A 21,631-nucleotide genomic window follows, 5' to 3' on the forward strand; every position below is an offset into this window, starting at 1 on the left:
GCCCGTTAAGCTTAAGACCTTAGTCCTTGTAGCCTAAAGATATAGAGAAATATATCTTTAGGTTAATGTGAAAATGGTGTTTTTGCGGATAATGAATTGTAGCGCATGTGTTATTAGTCACATGAGTAAATTTAGTGAAAGAGATGGGAATTATGGAAGCAGATTATGTTTTAACAGGAAAAATTTTTACTGCTGCTCAAAAGCATAAATATGTTGAGGCAGTTGCTGTTAAAGACGGTAAATTTGTTTATGTAGGCTCTAAAGACGGAGCGAAGTCTTATATTGGTCCTAAGACCGAATATATTGTTAATAATAACGGACTATTTATCCCGGGAATGACAGATAGCCATATGCACTTTTCATCTGGTGCAACTGAAGGAATGTATAAGATTCAGCTAGCTGGTGGTAAAAGTGTCGATGATTACACGAAGATCATCAAAAAATACGTTGATGAACATCCAGATCGTGATTATTACATGGGTACTGGCTGGGAAAATGCTATTATTGCCGAAAGACCCGACAAATCATGGATTGATGCTGCATGCAGCGATAAGCCGGTATTATTGCAATCAGTTGACGGACACTCTTACATTGTTAATAGTAAAGCCCTTGAAAATGCCGGCATCGGCAAAGGCTATGTTTCCAAAGAAAAAGGTGAGTTCGTTCTTGATCCTAAGACCAAAGAGCCAACTGGCTTAGTTCGCGAATGGGCAATGGGCGATATTTTAAAGACAGTTCCGGATTATACGGTTGAAGAAATTAAAAAAGCCGTTTTATGGCTGCAAGATCGCTTATTATCAATGGGGTTGACTTCAATCTACGAACCAATTTTGCGTGATGAAACTCGGGCACAACAGGCTCTGGAAGAATTGGATATCGAAGGAAAGTTAAAGTTAAAGGTCGTATCAGGCTTCCACATTAGACCTGAGCACGATAGTCCCGACAAATTAGACGATTTTGCTGCTATTCGCGATGCTTACCATGGTAAACATTATAAGTGCAACAACCTGAAGTTTGTCGTTGATGGTGTGGTTGAATCAGCCACGGCTTACTTCTTTGACGACTATGTTCATAAACCGGGATACCGGGGTAACTTCAACTGCACACAAGAGCAATTAAACAACATGATGCGGCGGGCTAAAGAGAAGGGCTTCCAAGTTCACTGCCACGTTATTGGAGATGCCGCGATTGATGCAGCTTTGACTGGAATTGAGTATGCACAAGCCAAAAAGCCTAAAAAAGATTGGCGCCCAACTTTAACTCACCTGCAGGTCATTCGTGAAAGTGACATTGCCAGAATGGCTAAAGACAAAGTCATTGCTGCCTGTGATCCAGCTTGGTTCTTCAAGGACCCAATTTACTTTGACGCTTTGGAAGTTAAGTATTTGGGCTTAGAAAGAGCCTCACGTGAATACAAGTTAAAGTCATTTTGGGATCAAGGCGTTCTGGTATCTGCCGCAACTGATTTCCCAGTGACTAATCCTGATCCAATGGAAACCATCGAAGTTGGCGTTACCAGATGTGCTCCCGGCGATAAGAGTGAAAAGACTGTCTTGGACCCAACTGAAAGAGTCAGTGTCGAACAAATGCTCACCAGTTACACGATTAATGGTGCTTTCCAAAACTTCCGTGAAAAAGAAACGGGTTCAATCGAAGTTGGTAAAGCCGCTGATATGGTTCTACTTGATCAAGACTTATTTACAATTAATCCACATGACATCCACAATACTAAGCCAATCTTCACGATGATTGACGGTAAAATGGTTTACTCGAGAGGAAAGAAGTAGCATGGCAGAAGAAAAAACTAACCGATTAGCACGCGATTTTACCTTTTTCGCTCTTTTCATGTTTGGTGTACCCTCCATTTTGCTGCAATTATGGACAGGTATTTATCAAATCTTTGATACGGCCATCGCGACAAATTTCAATAGTACGGCTACTCTATCTGCTATCAATATTATTTACCCGGTGCAGGCGGTAATTGAAGCCATATCGTTTTTGATTTCCGGCGGTTCTACTGCCGTATTAGGCAAAATGATGGGTGAAAAACGTGATAAAGAAGCCAACCAGCTGTTTACTTTTATGCTTATTAGCTCAGTTTTAATTACTTTGGTTTGGGTAATTATCGTTACTTTAATGGGCAATAATGTCTGGCTCATGCTTGGGGCTGATGCCAAACTGGCTCCTGTATGTGCAACTTATTGGTCAGTACATAAGTACTTTATGATTGTTTATTGTATTCAGCTCGATTTCCAAATGTGGCTATTGGTAGCTGGTAAACCGACTTATTGTATGGTTATCACAATTGCCGGTGGTCTGGTCACTCTAGCAGCCGACTTTCTTTATCAGGCTGTTTGGCACATGGGTACAGCCGGTGCAGCACTTGGCTTTAACACTGGTGTAGCTTTCTCAGCCATCTTGTCACTGGTTGCCGTTATTTCTCACAAAAATTCATTGCACTACGCAGCGCCAAAGGCAACACCTGGAGAAATTTGGGAATGTTTTAAGTTAGGTTTGGCTGACTTTGTCTATAGTGCCGCTACCGCTGTTATGACTGCCGTCTACAATATTCAGGCAATGAAATTTTACGGCGAAAAAGGCGTAGCTGTTGCCGCCATTTACCTCTATGCACAGTTCTTATTCTTAGCACCATTCTTAGGTTATGGCAAAGGCGTTGGTCCTATTTTCAGTTATCTGATTGGTGAAAAGAATTACGTCAAAATTAAAGATATTTTCAAAAAGTACGTCAAAGCCTGCCTCGTTTTATTAATCGTATTCGGAGTTGGATCATGGTTTATGGCTTATCCAGTGCTGCGCATTTACGTAACACCTAACTCACCAGAATTTATCTTGGGTAAGCAAAAATGGCTGCTCTTTGCGACATGCTTTGTTTTTGTGGGTATAAATATTTGTATTCAAGACATGTTAACAGCATTCAATGATACAATGATGCCTTTAGTTATCTCAATTAGCCGGTCATTAGTAATGCCAATTCTTTGTTTAATTGTGTTACCAATGATCTTTGGCGGTAATGGTATTTGGATCGCTTTAACAGTTGCTGAAGCATTTACTGCAATTATATCCGTCTTCTTCTTATTTAAGGCACGTACGAAATATCATTACATGTAAAAATTATTTGTCCAATTTAAGCTTCAAATAAAAAAAGTCGCACATAATGTGCGGCTTTTTTGCTTGGTCTAAAACTTTACTGACTATTTTTGCTATTCCAAATACATGCGCTGCAGTTGGGCTAAGTCTTCAGCACTAAAACCCAGAACTTTGGTAAAAAAGGTGGGGAAACCGCCCCAACCGCCGCGAACAGTTTCTGTGATACCGCGGATGGCAATACCTTCTCCTTTAGTGACATTCATCTTAGAAACCATTTGGGTAATTTCATCATTACTTGGCAGTTGTCTTGAAACAGCAAAATCATAAAGTTCGTTAGTTAATAAATAATCGCGGGCAATCGTATCATCATCAATACCCAGAGCCATTAAAATCAATGCCGAAACCATACCGGTTCTATCCTTTCCGGCACTGCAATGATAAACTAAAGCCTCATCTGCCGGCAATTCCAGTAGTTCCGCAAAAACGCGTGCAAACATTTCCTGACTATGTGAACTTAATAAAGTTTGCTGGTATATACGCCCAATAAAGTTATTTTGCATATTGGGAATATGATGCAAAAAGCGGTAGACCCGATTATCCTGCCTGTCACTGATGCCATCAGAATATATTGGTAAATCAACGTATTCTACCTCAGGCCAGGGATTATCAGGCGAGGAAGATTTTTCATATTCAGAGCGCAAATCACAATCGACAGTGACCCGCAACTTGGCTAATTTAACCTGATCTTTTGCCGTTAGCGAGCTAAGCGAATCCGAACGATAAATTTTATTCCATTTAACTGTTTTACCAGCCGCATTTTGATAGCCGCCAACATCCCGAAAATTCATTGGGCCGTCTAATGCAACTATGCGATCGTGTGCCAATCTTCTTACCTCCCTATGTTTTTATTTGTCATGCGCAAATAGTTGAGTAGCTTTAACTGCTTTCTTCCAGCCATGATAGAGATTTTCTCTTTCACTCTGTGACATTTGCGGAGCAAAGGTTTTACCTACAACAAAAATATCCTTTAATTCCTCAACGTTTTGCCAATAACCAACAGCTAGTCCAGCTAAGAAAGCTGCACCCATTGAGGTTGTTTCCAATACTTGAGCACGTTCTATTTTGATTCCTAAAATATCAGATTGAAATTGCAACAGATAATCGTTATTTGATGCGCCACCGTCAACGCGTAAAGCAGGAATTGTAATGCCCGAATCTTCTTGCATTGTGTCAACTACATCACGTGTTTGATAAGCCAGCGATTGCAACGTTGCCTTGATAAAATCGTAGTTGTTTGTTCCCCGTGTGATGCCAAAAACGGCGCCACGTGCTTCTGAATCCCAGTATGGTGCGCCCAAGCCGGTAAATGCCGGAACAACATAAACCTCATTTTCAGACTTTGACTGCTTGGCCGCTTTTTCTGAATCTGCAGCTGTCTTGATCATTTTCATGGAGTCGCGCAGCCACTGGATTGCACTGCCGGAAACAAAAATAGAACCCTCTAAAGCATAAGAAATTTCACCATTTAGACCATAAGCAATAGTTGTCAACAGATTATTATCCGATTCTGTCGGTTCATTTCCCGTGTTCATCACAATAAATGAACCAGTGCCATAAGTATTCTTTACCATGCCCTTCTTCAAGGCCAGCTGACCAAATAAGGCTGCCTGCTGATCCCCAGCAATGCCGGCTATTGGCACTTTGCCCCCGAAAAAAGTATAGGACTTAGTATAACCGTATATTTCAGAATTCGACTTTACTTCCGGTAGCATTGCTTGAGGGATATTGAGCAGCTTTAAGATGTCATCATCCCATTTTAGATCATGAATATTAAAAAGCATGGTTCTGGAAGCATTAGTATAATCGGTCACATGGACTTCGCCATTGGTCAAATTCCATAAGAGCCAACTATCAATGGTGCCAAAAAGCAATTTACCTTTTTCGGCCCTCTCTTGTGCTCCTGCAACATGATCTAAAAGCCAGCGAATTTTAGTTGCACTAAAGTACGGATCAATAATCAGCCCTGTTTTCTGATGGATCAGGTCACTAAAACCGTCATTTTTTAATTTTTCAGCCAACGCGGTAGTTTGACGCGACTGCCAAACAATTGCGTTATAAATAGGCTTGCCGGTTTTTTTATCCCAAATAACTGTGGTTTCACGCTGATTAGTAATACCAATAGCCGCTATCTGCTCTGGTCGCACACCAGAATTAATCATGGCATTAGCAATAGTACTTTGTACTGCATGCCAAATTTCTTCGGCGTTGTGCTCTACCCAACCGGGCTGGGGAAAATACTGGGGGAATTCTTTTTGTGAAGACGCTATTTTTTGACCTTGATGATCAATGATCATTGCTCTGGTTGAAGTAGTCCCTTCATCAATTGCCATAATATATTTTTTTACCATACGTATCCTCTCCAAAAGAAAGCGATTTAAGTTAATTTTACTACCCAGCAGTGCTTTTACAAGAAATAATTATAACATTATAGTTATTTTAAGTTATACTGGTTACATAGAGCTTTTATTAAAATGAGGATACATAATAATGAGAAAAGAAATTATTGCTTTAACAATTGCCGGCAACGATAGCGATGGCAGCGCTGGTATGACTGCTGACCTGCATTCATTTTATGCCCGCCAAGTATACGGTATGGGCCTTTTAACAGCTGCTGTAGCTGGAAACACTACTGGAATTTATGCTCAAGAAGTCATGCCTATTTCTTTTATTCAAAAGCAATTTGACGTTTTAAATGATGATTTTAAAATTAGTGCGCTTAAAACCGGTATGCTGGCTAACAAGGATGTCATTGCCTGTGTTGCTGCTAATCTGCGCAAATATGATATGGGTAAAATCGTGCTTGATCCGGTGATAATGACCAAACATGGTGACACCCTACTGGATGACGACGCCTATAATGCCTTTCTTGAGCAGTTAATGCCGCTTGCCGACATTATCACACCTAATTTTTACGAGCAGCAAAAACTGACTGGTCTAAATTTGGATAGTAAGGATGAAATTTATGCAGGCGCTAAAAAGCTCCACAATATGGGTGCCAAAAATGTATTGATGAAAGGCCGCCACGACAACTCCAGCCAGTCACAAGTAACTGACATATTACTTACGGCAGACGGCAAATTCCATGAATTTTCCAAGCCCTTTATCAACACAGACAGAATTAACGGCACGGGTGATACCCTCTCTGCCGTGATTGCTGCTGAATTAGCTAAGGGACAGACCATTATTGACAGTGTACAAACTGCTAAGGACTTCACGTACGAAGCTATTGCCCATCCCATTGAAGTTGGCTCAAAATATGGTCCAATTAATCATTTTGCAGCGCAGCAAAATCTTAAATAACTATTCTTTGCCCACTTCTAGCTATTAAGATATACTTTAAACAAGATAATAGAGGTTGGTGCATGATGACGAATAAAACAATCAAAGTTGCATACTTATACGAAGACCTGATGAATACTTATGGCGATTCAGGCGATGTTAAAATTATTAGTTTTTTACTTAAAAAGCAAAACTATCACACGCAAGTTGATAACATTTCTCTTGGCGCCAAGTTTAATGCTTTTGACTATGACTTTATCTTTTTTGGCGGCGGACAAGATTTTGAACAGACAGTTGTTGCCAAAGATTTACCGCGTCATAAGGAAACATTAACCAAGTATATTAATGAAGGCAAACCTATGTTAGGTGTCTGTGGCGGCTATCAGCTCGTAGGCACTTATTACAAAACTAATGCCGGCATCACAATTAAAGGGTTAGATATTCTACCATTTCATACTGTCTTTAAAGCAGACAAACGCATGATTGGCGATACCCGCTATATGAGTGAATGGGGTGAAGTCAAAGCCTTTGAAAATCATTCAGGACAAACCTATTTTGATGACAAAGACAAGCTGCATCCTCTTGGCGAAATGATTGAAGGCTATGGCAACAATCCCCAAGACCACGTTGAAGGTTTGCGTTACCGCAATTTTATTGGAACATATTCTCATGGCCCAATATTAAAAAACTTAAATGTTGCAAATGCCATAGTCAAAATGATTTTAGAATGGCATAATGAGCGGGTAAATGCCCAATAACAAATAGCTATCCGCAAACTATTTAAAATCAAATATTTAATGTGTGAGTATTGGACTTGTATAGGCCAATACTTTTATTATGTATTTAGAAATGCGGATTATTTTTTAACTAACTTAATTTTTATATTTAAATCATGAATGTAATAACAATTTTATTATTCTAACAGTTTTAAAAGAGGTCATAAAAGTGGCAACAGTTAAAGATGTGGCAACATTAGCTGGTGTATCAATAGGCTCGGTTTCAAATTATCTCAACGGTAAACAGCAAAAGAAAGTCACAGCTCAACGCATAAAACAGGCTATGAAAGAATTAGATTACCATCAAAATATTATAGCCAGCGGTCTAAAGAAAAATAAAACCATGTCAATCGGAATTGTCATTAATCAATTAACCGATTATTTTTCCATGTCAATCGTTTCTGCGATTGAAACTTATGTGGAACAATTTGGCTACAGCATCATTGTCTGTGATTATCATGATGATAAAAAACGCCTTGAGCAAAAAATTGATTTTTTAATTAACAGGTCAATAGATGCCCTAGTCGTTTTTCACCAAGATAAAGTGACGCCGATGCTCAATAAGATTAGCAAAACGAATATCCCCATTGTCGCAATTGACGCCCCGATTAAAGGGCTTAAATCAGATGCGGTAGTAGTTAATAATTATGAATCTTCAAAAACGGGTATTAATTATCTAATTAAAAAGGGTTACCGCAATATCGGCATCATTACAGGTTCTGCAGATAATTATATTACCCAAAAAAGGCAGCAAGGCTATGAAGACGCCTTATTGCAAAATAATATACCTTTGCGTAAAAAATACATTTGGTCTGGCGATTATACCATCAAATCTGGTTATGACGGATTTAATTATCTCACCAATCAAAATAAGGATTTAGATGCAGTATTTGTTATTAATTATTATATGTCTTTAGGTGCGATCAAAGCTTATTACCAAAAAGGATCTAATAAAAAAATCAAATTTTTGATTTATGATCACTTTTTTATTAATGACATTTTTTATCCCGGTATCAGCTCAATTGAACAGCCTCTAGATCAGATTGGCAACACCGCTGGCAGGTTATTAATTAGTAGATTAACCAAGTCAAACCAAGCTAATTATCAAACAATCTATTGTAATAATACTTTTCACAAAATGTAGAAAGCGCTTGCGGCAAGCTGAATATGGTAATATAATTTACCTGTAATTTGAAATGTTTCATTTTGATCTAAATATTAATTTATTAGTTCAACATTTATTAGTTTTTAACAAATTTGAAACGATTCATTATAAGGAGGAAAATTATGAAGATATTACTAGCATGTGGTGGTGGTATGAGTTCATCCCTTTTAGCAACCGCACTACAAAATGAAGCAGCTAAACATGGGCAAAATTGGACAGTTCATGAAACCAGCATTGATAAGGTGCCTGACGACTTGAATGAAGAAGATTATCAATTTATTCTTCTAGCCCCTCAAGTTTCCTTTAAGAAAAAAGACTTCGAAGAAGAAGCTGCTAAGAAAAATACCAAATTTATTCTTATTCCAATGACCATGTACACGCCAGCAAAAATCAGCCAGTTGTACGAATTAGTTAACCAGGAGGCTGAAAAATGAGTTATGATACCATTTCCGCAAAGATGGGGCAAATTGCCAACAACCGCTATCTAACTGCTATTAGAGACGGAATGTCGGTAATCATTCCTGTTTCAATTATCGGCTCCTTCTTTACTATCCTGTTAAACTTGCCAATTGCTTCATGGAATAATTTTATTAAGCCTTATGCTGCCATGCTATCGGTGCCAATGTATTATTCCATTAACCTAATGGCTATTTACTGTGTTTTTTCAATCACATCTCATTTGTCAAAATATTACAAAGTTGATCCAATATCAACCAGCGTTTTAGCTGAAATGTCTTTTTTCATTTTAGCTATTGAACCTATGGTTTTAAACAAGCCTAAAGCTGGTTTGGCAGCCGGTACCTATGTTTCTATCGGCAACATGGGCGCTCAAGGTTTATTTACTGCCATACTTTGTGCTATTTTCGCTACCGAAATAGTTCGGTTCTTTAACCAGCACAACTTAGTTATTAAGATGCCTAACGGTGTTCCGGCTGCTGTCGGAAAATCTTTCAGTGCCCTGATACCAGGTGTTTTAATCATTGTCGTTTCGTTTATTTTGAAAGAAATATTCAAATTAGATATCAATAAAATATTGATTTGGGTCTTCTCCCCAATTGGGTACTTTGGTCGTGATACATTCTTATCAGCTATTATCCCAGTCTTACTGATTACAATTGTTTGGCTGTTCGGCGTTCACGGTATGGTTATCGCAACCCCTATTCTTTACCCATACTGGTATGCCAACCTTAATGCTAATGTAACAGCAATTGCCCACGGCCAAGCTCCTGTACACTTTATGACCGAGCAATTCTTCCAATGGTTTGTCTGGATTGGTGGTGCAGGCGCTACCCTGTCATTATCTATACTCCTACTTTTCTTTAGTAAATCAAAATTCAGTAAAGCAATGGGTACAGTAACAATTCTCCCTGCTATTTTTAACATTAATGAACCGTTAATTTTTGGTATCCCAATCATCATGAACCCGTATTTTGCAATCCCATTTGTCTTAGCCCCTACTGCAATGGCGGCCGTAACCTATGGCGCAATGAAATTACACTTGGTGGCATACACTAGAGCTGTTGTTGCTTGGACGCTTCCGGGACCTATTGGTGCCTGGATGTCTACCGGTTTTGACTGGCGCGCAATAGTTTTGTGCATAATCAATATCTTGATTTCGCTTGTCATATACTATCCATTCTTCAAAATGTTTGACAACAATCAATTAAAATTAGAAAAGGAAGGCAATAATGAAGGGGATATCAGTCTATCCGAACAAAAGTAGTGTCGCTAATTGCATTAACTATATTGATAAAGCGGCTGATTTAGGTTTTAGCAGACTTTTTACCAGTCTGTTAGAACTGACAGAAGATCAATCAAAAACTCTTAATAAATTTAAAACGGTATTAACCCATGCCCGAGCAAGAAAAATGTGGGTTAGCTTAGACGTTAATCCTGCTTTGTTTGCAAGTTTGCATGTCAGTTATAATGACCTTTCTTTTTTTAAAGAATTAGGAGCTGATATTGTACGCCTAGATTCCAGCTTTGACGGGCTGCCTGAATCAGTCATGACCTACAATCCCGAAGGACTAACTATTGAAGTTAACATCAGTAATGACACCAAGAATCTGGAAAACATCCTTAGTTATAGTCCCATAAAAGACAAAATTATTGGCTGCCACAACTTTTATCCCCAGCGCTACACTGGCTTAGACACAGAATACTTTTTGAACACAACCAAAAAATATCATGACCTCGGGTTAAGAACAGCAGCTTTTATTTCTTCAAATTCTGGCAAAATTGGGCCACATCCATATAACGCCGGTCTCCCTACTTTAGAAATTCACCGCGGAATTCCAATTGAAAAGCAGGCGCAATATTTGATTAATACTCAACTGATCGACGATATTTTAATTGGTAACGCATTTGCCAGCGATGAAGAATTACAAAAGGTAGCAAAGTTAAGCTCGAATATTCCCCAATTTTTTATCGATTTCGTTCCTACAGCCACTGAACTTGAAAGAGAAATAGTGCTTAAAAATCTACACTTTAATCGTGGGGATATTAACAGCTATGCTATTCGTTCTACTTTTGTTAAATTAAAATACAATAAGCAAAACATTCCTGTGAATAACCCAGTAGCCACCCTAAAGAGAGGGATGATTACAATCGGTAATAATGATTTCAAGCAATATAAGGGTGAATTGAATATCGTTAAACAGAACATGGATAATCATGATCATTTAAAAAATGTTGTTGCTCAGATAGTCCCTAGTGATTTGCAATATATCGACTTTATCAAGCCGTGGGACAAATTTAAATTTATTGAGCTTGCTAGTTATTAAAGGAAAAACTATGAAAGGTTTAGAAGAAAGCAGTTTTGAAATTATCAGCCATTCCGGACAGGCAAAGACAGAAATAATGGCGGCAATAGCTGATTCCAGAGATACAGTAAAGGATCCTCAGCCATTGCTTGAGGATGCAAAAGAAGAACTAAAAAAAGCACAAAATGTGCACTTAAAAGTGATATCAGACTTTGCCAAAACTGGTAAAAGTAATATTGATCCCTTATATATGCACGCTGAAGACCAAATGATTACAGCGGAAACTTTTCTTGATTTAGCTACTGAATTAATTAAAACTAATTCAGAAATCAATAAGTTGAAACAAGAGAAACGAAATAATAAGGATTAATAATTTACTATTAGTTAGTCCACCAATTGGTCCGAAAGAAAAATAATGGAAATAGCAACTAAACTGATAAATTTTGAAAAAATGGGTATCGGTCTCTTTGTTCATTGGGGACTATACTCAAAATTTGCTAAGGGAGAATGGTCACAAAATATTTTAAATATTACCAATTATCAAAACGCTTTTAGCGAATTTAATCCCATTGAAGATAATATTCATAACTTAGTAAAGCTGGCTAAAGAATGCGGTTTTAAGTATATTGTATTGACTGCTAAGCACCATGATGGCTTTTATTTATTTGATACCAAGGGCATCCACAATTTTGATAGTGTTCACACACCCTTTGGCAAAGATGTAATTAAAATATTTACACATGAGTGCCATGAGCAAGGAATTGCACCATTTATTTACTACGCTACTTATGATTGGCATAATAAAAAATATCAGGCAGATTTTAACGGGTATTTAAAGGAATTACGCCAGCTAATCGGAATCCTCTGCACTAATTATGGTAAAATTGGCGGTTTCTGGTTTGATGGTAACTGGAACAAGCCCAACGCTGATTGGCAGGATGAGCAGCTTTATCAGGAAATTAGAAAACTGCAGCCACAAGCTATTATTACCAACAACACCGGATTAGGAAAGCAAGGAATAAATGACGGGCGAAAAGTGGACGTCCTGACTTTTGAAAGAGGCAATCCTCAAGTAATTAACCATTTTCAAAATAATCGTTATTTTGCTGCTGAAACCTCATTGACTCTAAACAGACATTGGGGCAATGCCCAAAATGACCTTAATTATGTTTCTGCGCGGCACTTAATTGAACAAATTTGTCACACTCGCAAAGTGGGGGCAAATTTATTAATTAACGTGGGCCCAGAATTTGATGGCTCTTTAAATATTCATTGCCTGTCGTTACTAGAAATTATTAAACAATGGATGGCAATTAATAAAGAAGCAGTCTATAACACCAACAATTTTGAGCATAAAACTTACACCGCTGCTGGAAATGATAATGATTTTATTAAGGGTAATTATTTATTTGTGGATAATTTGGGTAATGTTGGCAATCAGAACGTAGTACTGGGAGGAGAAAAAATGCGAGAAATAGTATTTAATAATTTTCCGCCCCAAAAGATCGAGCGCATTGTTTGGCTGGATAATGGCACCAATGTGGCGTTTAAACAACTGCCAGAAAAAAGCCAACTAATAGTTAAAGCAGACGGATTCGAATACGGAACCAACTTGGTAGAGCGTGTAGCCAAGATTTATTGAACTTTATTTAAATAAAAAGACTAATAAATTACCATAATAAGGTGGTGAACCCCAAAAGTTAGACAACTTTTGGGGCTTTTTTACCAATGGCGTTATTAGTATCATTAAAATGGTGGCACAGTTTATCGGATCCGGCTTACTACTTTTTGTGTCATATTCTGATTTAGCAGTCTTTAACGCTTTGACTTTCTCCTTTTTACCAATGTTAGTCACGATTAGCACAAGAATGACCCACGAAAAGAACCACTTGTAGTTAATAGTCACTGGTTCTTTAAAGAACTTGTTTCACCATTCAAACAAGTTTTGATTTACTGGACTTTTTTGTATTTAAATCTCAGAAAATTAAATTAAAACTGTCTTGCAAAATTACTTTTAAAATTTGTCCCTATCATGTTTTCTCTTGTGCCAATCATGTATTTCAAAAAATGTACATATTGCGAAATAGAGCAGCACAACAACAAAAACCACGGTAATCACTTTAACGAAAACAGCAAAATTAAACAAAATTGATAACCATAAAAAGGCCACAAACACTGCAGCAATAGGTAAAAATATTTTATCAATTTTATGTTCTATAAAAAGTGTATGAAGCGCGTTATTTCGATCTGTATTTGTAATTTTCTTTTTCATCATGACCGCTCCTTTCGCCTAACATTAAAAATTAATTAATTAATTTTATTTAGTATAATATAGCATAAAAATTTAGGCAGCGAGTAATTGGCTAATTTTTTGATCTAAAAAAAGCGGCTGCTATAATTATTTGCTTTACTTGACAAAATACTTGGTTAGATTATGTAAAGAAAGCTTGATATTATAAGCAGAACCATATTAAGCAACAAAACATGACATTGTAATCTAGCATTAATTTCGTTATAATTGAAAGCGATAACACGAGGGGTGCCTTTTTGGCTGAGATGAAAATTATTTCAGACCCTTTGAACCTGTAAGTTAACACTTGCGTAGGAACGTGTCGAACCTGTTAGGCTTTGGCATTTTCACATGCTAAAGCTTTTTTATTAATCAAAATTTTAAAGGCAGTTAATTAGGAGAATATAATGCAGTTAAAATTATTAGACAAATTACGAGCGCAAAATCCGGTTATTTTCAACATTGCCAATTTTGTAACAGTTCAGGATGTGGCTAACGCAGTTAATGCTATCGGTGCGTCACCAATTATGAGTAACGAAGTCGCTGAAGCCGAAGAAATAGTGCGGCTGGCTTCCGCTGTTACAGTTAACATTGGCTGTTTAACCAAACAGCAAATTAATCACATCAAAAAGGTGGAAGATTTAGCACGACAATATAATAAACCAATAGTGTTTGATCCCGTAGCTGTTGGTGCGGTTGAATATCGCTACAAAATTGCAGATAAGCTTTTGTGGGATTTTCATACGAGTATTATTCGCGGCAATATTGGTGAGATCGCTGCCTTAGGTGATTTTGAGTGGAATTCAAAGGGCATTGATGCAGGTTTAGGCTCCGGTAATATTGATGATATTGCTATGAAAACTGCTCAGAAATATCATTGTACGGTCATTGCCAGCGGTCCTACAGATACAATTAGTGACGGCAAAAGACTAGCGCATATACATAACGGCTCGCCCCTTTTTAAAACCCACGTGGGCTCTGGTGACATGTTGACCAGTATTGTTACAGCTTTTACAGCTGTTGCTGACGATTCTTTTGAAGCGGCTCAAATAGGTGCTTTAGTTTTCAGTTGTGCTGGTCAATTAGTAGTTCAAGATCATCCCAATGTCGGACCAGGTACTTTTGGCATGTATCTCATGGATTATTTATATAAAGTAAAAGTTGCTGATATTGAACGAATTGCTGATTTTGATTAAGGAACTTTATGATGACTGAAAAAATTAATTCTTTTCCCCAAGTTTTAACTATTGCCGGCACAGATTCAGGTGGTGGTGCTGGAATCATGGCTGACTTAAAAACTTTTCAAATGCAAAAAGTATTTGGTACAGCTGTAGTAGTAGCAGTGACAGCACAAAACACTTTAGGTGTGCAAAAGTCGTTTTTACTGCCCTTAGAAATGATCGATGCCCAATTCGCCTCTCTGGCAGAAGATTTCCACATTCGTGCTTGTAAAACAGGAATGTTGGGCGATGCGGCTCACGCCCACCAAGTTGCACTTAATTTGCAAAAGTATGACTTTGGTCCTATTACCATCGATCCCGTGATGGTTGCTAAGGGGGGCGCACCATTATTGAGTCAAGATGCTGTCGCCACCGTTAAAAATGAACTACTGCCTTTAGCCGATTTAATCACACCTAACTTACCAGAAGCAGAAACTTTAACTGGCATTAAGGTACAAATGCAAGATCAATATCCAGAATTAGCTCATAAATTACAAGATATGGGAGTTAAAAATGTGCTAATTAAAGGCGGTCATGCAAGTACCGATCAAGTAAAAGATTATGCTTTATTTGCTGATGGTTCCGATCTTTGGGTCAGCAGTTCCAGAATACATACCGAGCGCACCCACGGCACCGGTGACACGTTAGCTGCAGCAATTACGGCTCAACTGGCTTTAGGTCAAAGTTTACCTGTGGCAATTAAAATTGCTAAAAAATACGTTACTAAAACCATTAAAGAAACTATTCAAGTTGGTCATGGTCACGGCCCTTTAAATCATTGGGCTCAGTAATTTAGGAGAAATAATGAAAAACTTTAACACTGATTTTTTACATGCTTACTTTATTTGTGGCAGTCAAGACGTGCCGGAAGGTAAAACATTACCGGGCATAGTCGCAGAAGCACTTGCTGCAGGTATTACTGCTTTTCAATTTCGGGACAAGGGTCCTAATTCAACTTTAAGTGAAGCTGAAAGACTCCCTATGGCGCAAAAGCTGCACCAATTGTGTTATGCATATCAAGTACCCTTCTTCATTGACGATGATGTTCAGCTTGCACAACAAGTTCATGCTGAAGGCGTTCATGTTGGTCAAAGCGATGAAGAAATCAGACAGGTCATTAAAGAAGTTGGCGCTCAAATGATTATCGGCTATTCTTGCTCGAATTTAGCTCAAGTTGAGCAAGCCAATAAAATTAGCGGAATTGATTATTATGGCAGTGGCCCAATTTATGCCACCCAATCTAAAAGTGATGCCGACCCCGAAATTGGTATTGCCGGCTTAAGCAAACTGGTCAAAAGCACAACCAGGCCAATTGTTGCTATTGGTGGGATTACCGCTAGCGACTTAGAAGCAATTGCTAAAACTAAAGCAGCTGGAGCTGCGGTCATTTCTTTGATTGCTCAAAGCAATGATATTAATCAGACCGTTAGTCAAATGCTCACAGCACCATGGGTGAAAAATGACTAGTATATTTTAAAAACAAAAAATGATTCTGCACCTGGCAGAACCATTTTTTATTGATGATAAACAGTTATAAATTGATAAAAATATCAGTTAATTTTTGGAATTAACCTAGCTGGGCAATCTTTTGGAGTGTTCTGATCATTTGGGCTACAAAACCGGACTCATTATCATACCAGGCGTAACCCTTGACTAGTTGTACCCCATTATCTCCAGTTTCAACTTGGGTGAGAGTTGGATCAAATACCGAACCAAATTCAGTGCCAATAATATCTGATGAGACAATTTGGTCGTCATTATAGCCAAAAGAAGCATTGCCTTCGGTATGCTTTTTAATTCTAGCGTTAAATTCTGCAGCTGTAACTTTTTCTCTTAAAACGGCAGCTAGTTCAGTAATAGAACCAGAAATAACCGGAACTCTCTGTGCAATACCCGTAAGTTTGCCATCCAGTTCAGGAATAACTAGTCCAATCGCTTTAGCTGCCCCAGTTGAATGCGGAATAACGTTAGCAACTGCAGCACGGGCATTACGGACATTGCCACCACGATCAGGCCCATCCTGCAACATTTGTGAAGCAGTATAGGCATGCGTTGTAGACATAATGCCCACCTGAATGCCAAATTCATCGTTCATTGCTTGAGCTAGTGGTGCTAAACAATTAGTGGTACATGAGCCTGCGGAAATAATTTGATCAGAGTCAGTTAATTGATCATCATTTACGCTATAAACAATAGTTTTCATATTGCCTGCAGGTGCAGAAATTAATACTCTTTTAACACCGGCATCAAGGTGAGCTTGTGATTTTGCAGTTGAAGTATAAAATCCGGTGCATTCAAGTACTATTTTAACTCCATCGTTTTTAACCCACGGAATTTGACTGGCATCTTTTTCCGCATAAACCGGAATATTTTTACCATCAATTACAATACTATTAGTTGTAGCAGTTACTTCATGATTAAATTGACCATGCGCAGTATCATATTTTAATAAGTGTGCTAACATAGCTGGTGAGGTTAAGTCGTTGATTGCGACGATTTCAATGTCGTCAGTGGCCACTTCATAAATTCGCCGTAAAGCAAGCCGACCAATGCGACCAAAGCCATTAATACCAATTTTTGTAGTCATAATAAGTTCCCCCTTTAGATTACAAAATTAGTATATTAAAACAAATTCACTCTGCATAATCCGAGATTGTAATAGGGTTATCACTTTTAATGATATGGAGTATTATGAATTTTAACGATTTATATATTTACCAAACAATTTATGAAACTAGATCACTGAATAAAGCGGCACTAAAATTGGGCTACACTCAATCCAATATTACGGCCAGGCTCAAAACAATGGAGCGAGAACTGAAAGCGCCACTTTTTGTGCGTTCTAATTTAGGGGTTAGACCAACTAAAAATGGGCAAAAAATGTATCATTTTGCAACTAAGGCACTACAAAACTATCAAAACTTAAAAGACGATTTAACCAGTAACAAACCAAAAGTTTTAATCTCTGGGTTGCTTTTTGGCTATGTTATTACCCAAAAGAAACAGTTTGCACTTGATCAATATGAAGTCATCATTAAAAGTACTAATGAAATTCAAGAATTATTGACTAAGCATCCCTATGACATGGTCTGGGCCTTTACTCCGATCACTTTACCCCAATATTCGTTAATCAAGAAAAGTCATTTACAAGCTTGTTTTTTAAAAGGCAAAAAGCAGGAAAATAAAAGAGTACCGGTTGCCATAAATGCAGACATAAATTGTCCGTTTCGTAACTTGACTCTCAAATTAACGCAGAATAAAAACAGCGTCACTGAAATTGATTCGCTGGAAATGATTTTAGAGCTGGTCAAAAAAGGTCAGGCAACTGCATTATTGCCTAAATACTTAATGAATGATGATTTAGTTGCAGCTGATTCGCAAAGCTGGAATATCCCCTATTATTTTTACCGCTATCAATTATAGACAAGTAAAAAGACACCATTATTTGAATAAAGGTGTCTTTTTAAATTTCTAATTTAATTTTTTTAAATACGTTTCATAAACTGGACACAGATTAAACGCATATTTTCTGTAAGTCCTCGTTGCTAATGGGTCCGTAGAGTCAAATTCACCACTTAAAGTTTGATATTTTGCTTGTGCCCAATTTAGCAATTGCTGTTGCAATTGGTCTAATAAATTAGGCTTAACAGCACCCATCCATCCTAAAGTCAATTCTTGAGGGGTATCCTCAAAAGAAAAGCAATAAGCCTTAATTTGTCCAGCAGCAATTAGCGCTAAGGGGGCGTGTTCAAGTTGATCAGTGAAAATGGTTTTGCTCCACTCACTAAGAGGTATCTTTGCAACCGGATTTACTAAATGATTTTTTTGATAATCGGAGAAACTCACTTGTGCCAGCTTATTCATCATTACAGAATCTTTTTTTATTTCGTGTAGAGTGATCAACTGTAAATCAGTATCTATCAGAATATTTTTCAGTGCCCTTTTCAAGGGCATCTGGGGTTCTACAGTAGTTCTGATTAACTTAAAACCATTTTTTTGACCAATGGCATTAAAGAGTAACTGCGGTGCATAATCATAAGTAATTAATGTGTTTTGGTGATTTTTTTGGGCTTTTGCCGTTAAATCCGTCAGTATTTGCTCATAAACCTGCATTTGTTCACCGCTGGTTAATCTAGGTGCAAGATAGCCCGCAAAATTTAAGGAATAAGGGTGAAAAGCATTTTGCCAACATGTCATTAATCCGACTGGCTTATTTTCCAGATAATAGGCTTGTGTATGTTGAGGAAATTGTTCTATAGTTTCCTTAATTTTTCTATCTGAACTTACATTGGCTAATAATGAGCCATACATAATTAATAATCTCCTTTATGGACTATTTTTTCGCCCGTAAAATTTTGGTCTTGGCATCATTGTAGCCGTCAATGTAGCGTTCTATTTCAATTGCTTTATTCTGGATAACACGATTAACTAAGTTAACACCTTTTTTAGGAAAAGCCTTGAAAGAATGACTCTCTGCATAGTCCTTTTTGGCTTGTTCATAACCCATTTGATAATCACTGAGAGAACTCTTTTTCACAGCAGTTTTTGCTGCATTATAGGTATAATCAGTGGTATCACGCCATTTTTTATAGGCTTTTTCAGCTTCTTTATAGTTTCCGGCTTCATAATTTTCTTTGACATAATCATGTAATTGTTTTAAATTAACCATTTTATTTTTCCCAAAGTTAAACATAATTAACTTCCACATCGCCCATGCTGAAATGACCTGTTAACATTAATGTAGGACCGCCACCGGTAGATCCGTCATCAATATCTAATTCTCCCAGAGCTAAGTCTAAGTTATCACTATTGACTCTCCATGAAGTTGGAACGTAAATTTCAATCTCACCCATAGTGCCACTAATGTCAACAGTCACTACATCGCCTGCAGCTTTAGCTTGATCAAGGTAGACCTCAACTTCTCCCAAAGAAGAATTAATTGTTATACTGCGTAAATTTTGTGAATGAACGTAGCGTGAAACTGATGACAAGCGCTGATTAATTACTATATCTTCGCCATCAACATTTCCAGTACCGCCACTGAATACGTTATTATCAATTCTTGAATGATTATTGCTAAAGTTCTTCCATTTCCCGTCTTTTTTTTGATTAAAATAGACTATCTTGGGAAACCAGCTTCTCTTAAAAATCAGTGTTAAACCTAAATAAATTAATAACGCCGCCACTAAGACCGTCCACGGTACAATTTGAGTAATATGCAACGGTTCAGCGTAAACAATTAACAAAAAGGCAATGGAGAAAGTTGTACCAAACAAACTTTTATCCGCTACACTTTCAATCAGTGCCGCTCCGAAGATGATAGTCCAAATAATCATGCTGACTTTTAGATGAAATGAAAGCAGATGCAGCTGATTAAGAACTAAGAACACTGCAGCAGCAACTAGAGCAATGCCCCAAAATATTTCTCTGAGTTTAAATCTTTTCATTATGATGACCTTCTCTCGTTTAATCTATCATTCAAATTATGATAGTAGTGACGTGAAACATAGACAGTTTTATAAGAATCGCGAAAATTAATCTTACAGTTAGAAATCGAGCGTGTTAACGCATAGATTTGATTTAAATTTAAAATTGTTGACTTAGATACCCGCATGAACTGGTTACTTAACAAGTTTTCCAATTCATAGAGCTTATAGTCTACCGTAAACGCATCCCTGGCAGTATGTGCAATTACCTGTTTATCTTCTGTTTCAAAAAATAAAATTTCATTCATACTCAAGTAATAGGACACATTTTCTTTTTTGCCTTCAATTTGATCTGGATGTTTATTAATACCTTGAAGTTGACGGTAAATTTGTTCAACTTCTGGTGTCACGGCTTTAGCATGAATTGTGATACTGGTATCATCATCGTCCAGATCTGGATTTAGTTCTATTTTTATTTTCACGCTTCTCACCTGCCCTTCATCACTTGATGATTTAATTAAACGCTTATTTTAATTTAAAATCTAGCACTTTTGACTAAGTGGTAATTATAAGAAACCAAGTGGCATATTTTTTTGATTAAGGAAAAGCCAAAAATTTAAAGTCAGTTTTACTATAGTATTTTATTTAAGACAATTTTAGACTAAAACTTATCAAAATTACCTAAAATATGCTATTCTAGGTAATTTTATGATATTATTATGTAAGAAGATAATTTTGGGAGGCAAATTATGGCAACTAAGATTGTTACTAAAAGATATTCTGTTAATATAGACAAACAAATAGCGGATACTGCAGAGCTAGTTATCCGAAAAATTGGTCTTAAACCTAATGATGTAATTTCAATGATGCTTACACAGATTGCGGACAAAGGTAAACTACCCGTAGCATTTTCAGTTGATGACTATGACCATCTAAAAGATGAAATTATTGCAGCTAGTCGTAAAATTCCTGCACAAAAGGTTGAAACCTCCGAAGAAATAGCTGACTTTTTCGCAGATTAAGGAGACCAGTTAATGAATTTGGGCGATATTTTTATAACATACCTTGAATACGAAGATGTACCAAATGGAAAAAGTCGGCCAGTTTTATACATTGAGCAGGATGATGAATTTTATTATGTATTTAAAATTACCAGTAAATATCAAAATAAGTCAAAACGCATTCGCGCAAAGTATGCTAAAATTACCGATTGGCAAAAGTCTGGCCTTAACAAGGAATCATGGATAGACTGTAATAAACGTTATCAGCTCAGAATTGATAAAACTCGACTAAAAGATATAGGTAACTTAACGGTAACTGATTTGAATAATCTTAAGAAATTTATGTGGTAACCAGCAATTTTACAGGTATTTATGCCTGCAAAGTTGCTTTTTGATATAACCAAAAAGTGGCCATTAATCTGAAAAAGAAAGCCAATTACAAATTAAGTAATGGCTGCCTCATCACTGGTATGCCACTGATTAGTGATGATTGATCTCTAATCTATTAAAATTATTAAACAGTATCAAGAATCAAAAATGCATT

Annotated in this window: 25 protein-coding genes and 1 riboswitch; of the genes, 17 read left to right on the forward strand and 8 right to left on the reverse strand. The window is 37.2% G+C overall.

Features of this window, described 5'->3' with window-relative positions; all coding sequences use genetic code 11:
- The first annotated feature begins 152 nt into the window (after positions 1-152).
- Positions 153-1,787, forward strand: coding sequence for an amidohydrolase (locus LACWKB8_RS08370; RefSeq protein WP_052059696.1), 1,635 nt, complete (start codon positions 153-155; stop codon positions 1,785-1,787).
- Position 1,788: 1 nt separating this feature from the next.
- Positions 1,789-3,129: an MATE family efflux transporter gene (locus LACWKB8_RS08375; RefSeq protein ID WP_038524564.1), complete on the forward strand. Its 1,341-nt coding sequence runs from the start codon at positions 1,789-1,791 to the stop codon at positions 3,127-3,129.
- Between the two features lie 92 nt (positions 3,130-3,221).
- Here the strand turns inward: LACWKB8_RS08375 and LACWKB8_RS08380 are convergent, their stop codons facing one another.
- Positions 3,222-3,992, reverse strand: coding sequence for a tyrosine-protein phosphatase (locus LACWKB8_RS08380; protein ID WP_038524568.1), 771 nt, complete (start codon positions 3,990-3,992; stop codon positions 3,222-3,224).
- Positions 3,993-4,013: 21 nt separating this feature from the next.
- Positions 4,014-5,516, reverse strand: a complete 1,503-nt coding sequence (gene glpK, locus LACWKB8_RS08385) for a glycerol kinase GlpK (RefSeq protein ID WP_038524571.1) — start codon at positions 5,514-5,516, stop codon at positions 4,014-4,016.
- Positions 5,517-5,655: 139 nt separating this feature from the next.
- Here glpK and thiD (LACWKB8_RS08390) point away from each other — a divergent pair, with 139 nt between their 5' ends.
- The 9 genes from thiD (LACWKB8_RS08390) (at position 5,656) to LACWKB8_RS09415 (ending at position 13,045) form a co-directional block, all read left to right on the forward strand.
- The gene (gene thiD, locus LACWKB8_RS08390; RefSeq protein WP_371211445.1) at positions 5,656-6,468 is read left to right on the forward strand and encodes a bifunctional hydroxymethylpyrimidine kinase/phosphomethylpyrimidine kinase; all 813 of its coding nucleotides are present in this window, start codon (positions 5,656-5,658) and stop codon (positions 6,466-6,468) included.
- A 65-nt stretch (positions 6,469-6,533) separates the two neighbouring features.
- A complete protein-coding gene (locus tag LACWKB8_RS08395; RefSeq protein ID WP_038525075.1) occupies positions 6,534-7,205 on the forward strand; it encodes a type 1 glutamine amidotransferase in 672 nt (223 codons plus the stop codon).
- A gap of 187 nt (positions 7,206-7,392) precedes the next feature.
- On the forward strand, positions 7,393-8,367 hold the full coding sequence (locus LACWKB8_RS08400) for a LacI family DNA-binding transcriptional regulator (RefSeq protein ID WP_038524577.1): 975 nt from the start codon (positions 7,393-7,395) through the stop codon (positions 8,365-8,367).
- 143 nt (positions 8,368-8,510) lie between these two features.
- Complete coding sequence (locus LACWKB8_RS08405; RefSeq protein ID WP_038524580.1) at positions 8,511-8,822, forward strand: PTS sugar transporter subunit IIB; 312 nt, start codon at positions 8,511-8,513, stop codon at positions 8,820-8,822.
- Complete coding sequence (locus LACWKB8_RS08410) at positions 8,819-10,111, forward strand: PTS sugar transporter subunit IIC (RefSeq protein ID WP_038524583.1); 1,293 nt, start codon at positions 8,819-8,821, stop codon at positions 10,109-10,111. The genes LACWKB8_RS08405 and LACWKB8_RS08410 overlap by 4 nt, the downstream gene beginning before the upstream one ends.
- Entirely contained in the window at positions 10,077-11,171 is a 1,095-nt protein-coding gene (locus LACWKB8_RS08415; RefSeq protein WP_038524586.1) for a DUF871 domain-containing protein, read from the forward strand. Before LACWKB8_RS08410 ends, LACWKB8_RS08415 begins: the two co-directional genes overlap by 35 nt.
- 10 nt (positions 11,172-11,181) lie before the next feature.
- Entirely contained in the window at positions 11,182-11,520 is a 339-nt protein-coding gene (locus tag LACWKB8_RS08420; RefSeq protein WP_038524589.1) for a PTS lactose/cellobiose transporter subunit IIA, read from the forward strand.
- 45 nt (positions 11,521-11,565) lie between these two features.
- A complete protein-coding gene (locus tag LACWKB8_RS08425; protein WP_038524592.1) occupies positions 11,566-12,792 on the forward strand; it encodes an alpha-L-fucosidase in 1,227 nt (408 codons plus the stop codon).
- 109 nt (positions 12,793-12,901) lie between these two features.
- Positions 12,902-13,045: a hypothetical protein gene (locus tag LACWKB8_RS09415; RefSeq protein WP_371211446.1), complete on the forward strand. Its 144-nt coding sequence runs from the start codon at positions 12,902-12,904 to the stop codon at positions 13,043-13,045.
- A 119-nt stretch (positions 13,046-13,164) separates the two neighbouring features.
- Here the strand turns inward: LACWKB8_RS09415 and LACWKB8_RS08435 are convergent, their stop codons facing one another.
- On the reverse strand, positions 13,165-13,425 hold the full coding sequence (locus LACWKB8_RS08435) for a hypothetical protein (RefSeq protein ID WP_166484955.1): 261 nt from the start codon (positions 13,423-13,425) through the stop codon (positions 13,165-13,167).
- A gap of 250 nt (positions 13,426-13,675) precedes the next feature.
- Positions 13,676-13,775, forward strand: a riboswitch (TPP riboswitch).
- A 72-nt stretch (positions 13,776-13,847) separates the two neighbouring features.
- On the opposite strand from LACWKB8_RS08435, the gene thiM reads away from it, so the two are divergent.
- Genes thiM through thiE form a run of 3 tightly spaced genes read left to right on the forward strand, consistent with a single transcriptional unit; the run spans position 13,848 to position 16,127 of the window.
- Entirely contained in the window at positions 13,848-14,636 is a 789-nt protein-coding gene (gene thiM, locus LACWKB8_RS08440; RefSeq protein WP_038524601.1) for a hydroxyethylthiazole kinase, read from the forward strand.
- Positions 14,637-14,647: 11 nt separating this feature from the next.
- Entirely contained in the window at positions 14,648-15,451 is an 804-nt protein-coding gene (gene thiD, locus LACWKB8_RS08445) for a bifunctional hydroxymethylpyrimidine kinase/phosphomethylpyrimidine kinase (RefSeq protein ID WP_038524604.1), read from the forward strand.
- A gap of 10 nt (positions 15,452-15,461) precedes the next feature.
- Positions 15,462-16,127: a thiamine phosphate synthase gene (thiE, locus tag LACWKB8_RS08450; RefSeq protein ID WP_371211461.1), complete on the forward strand. Its 666-nt coding sequence runs from the start codon at positions 15,462-15,464 to the stop codon at positions 16,125-16,127.
- Between the two features lie 100 nt (positions 16,128-16,227).
- On the opposite strand, the gene gap is transcribed toward thiE, so the two are convergent.
- Complete coding sequence (gene gap, locus LACWKB8_RS08455) at positions 16,228-17,247, reverse strand: type I glyceraldehyde-3-phosphate dehydrogenase (RefSeq protein WP_038524610.1); 1,020 nt, start codon at positions 17,245-17,247, stop codon at positions 16,228-16,230.
- A gap of 104 nt (positions 17,248-17,351) precedes the next feature.
- Between gap and LACWKB8_RS08460 the strand changes: the two genes are divergently transcribed.
- Positions 17,352-18,083 carry a LysR family transcriptional regulator gene (locus LACWKB8_RS08460; RefSeq protein WP_052059697.1) on the forward strand — a complete coding sequence of 244 codons (732 nt, stop codon included), beginning with the start codon at positions 17,352-17,354 and terminating at the stop codon, positions 18,081-18,083.
- Between the two features lie 48 nt (positions 18,084-18,131).
- On the opposite strand, the gene LACWKB8_RS08465 is transcribed toward LACWKB8_RS08460, so the two are convergent.
- Genes LACWKB8_RS08465 through LACWKB8_RS08480 form a run of 4 tightly spaced genes read right to left on the reverse strand, consistent with a single transcriptional unit; the run spans position 18,132 to position 20,568 of the window.
- Positions 18,132-18,971, reverse strand: a complete 840-nt coding sequence (locus tag LACWKB8_RS08465) for a hypothetical protein (RefSeq protein WP_038524613.1) — start codon at positions 18,969-18,971, stop codon at positions 18,132-18,134.
- A gap of 22 nt (positions 18,972-18,993) precedes the next feature.
- A complete protein-coding gene (locus LACWKB8_RS08470) occupies positions 18,994-19,329 on the reverse strand; it encodes a hypothetical protein (RefSeq protein WP_038525079.1) in 336 nt (111 codons plus the stop codon).
- Positions 19,330-19,345: 16 nt separating this feature from the next.
- Positions 19,346-20,107: a LiaF domain-containing protein gene (locus LACWKB8_RS08475; protein WP_038524615.1), complete on the reverse strand. Its 762-nt coding sequence runs from the start codon at positions 20,105-20,107 to the stop codon at positions 19,346-19,348.
- Positions 20,107-20,568 carry a LytTR family DNA-binding domain-containing protein gene (locus tag LACWKB8_RS08480; RefSeq protein ID WP_038524618.1) on the reverse strand — a complete coding sequence of 154 codons (462 nt, stop codon included), beginning with the start codon at positions 20,566-20,568 and terminating at the stop codon, positions 20,107-20,109. The genes LACWKB8_RS08475 and LACWKB8_RS08480 overlap by 1 nt, the downstream gene beginning before the upstream one ends.
- A 267-nt stretch (positions 20,569-20,835) precedes the next feature.
- On the opposite strand from LACWKB8_RS08480, the gene LACWKB8_RS08485 reads away from it, so the two are divergent.
- Together LACWKB8_RS08485 and LACWKB8_RS08490 are read left to right on the forward strand one after the other, a co-directional pair.
- The gene (locus LACWKB8_RS08485; RefSeq protein ID WP_038524621.1) at positions 20,836-21,108 is read left to right on the forward strand and encodes a type II toxin-antitoxin system RelB/DinJ family antitoxin; all 273 of its coding nucleotides are present in this window, start codon (positions 20,836-20,838) and stop codon (positions 21,106-21,108) included.
- Positions 21,109-21,120: 12 nt separating this feature from the next.
- The gene (locus tag LACWKB8_RS08490) at positions 21,121-21,438 is read left to right on the forward strand and encodes a type II toxin-antitoxin system PemK/MazF family toxin (protein ID WP_038524623.1); all 318 of its coding nucleotides are present in this window, start codon (positions 21,121-21,123) and stop codon (positions 21,436-21,438) included.
- Positions 21,439-21,631 lie beyond the last annotated feature (193 nt).

The sequence above is a fragment of the Lactobacillus sp. wkB8 genome (assembly GCF_000761135.1).
In the GTDB taxonomy this organism is placed as follows: domain Bacteria; phylum Bacillota; class Bacilli; order Lactobacillales; family Lactobacillaceae; genus Lactobacillus; species Lactobacillus helsingborgensis.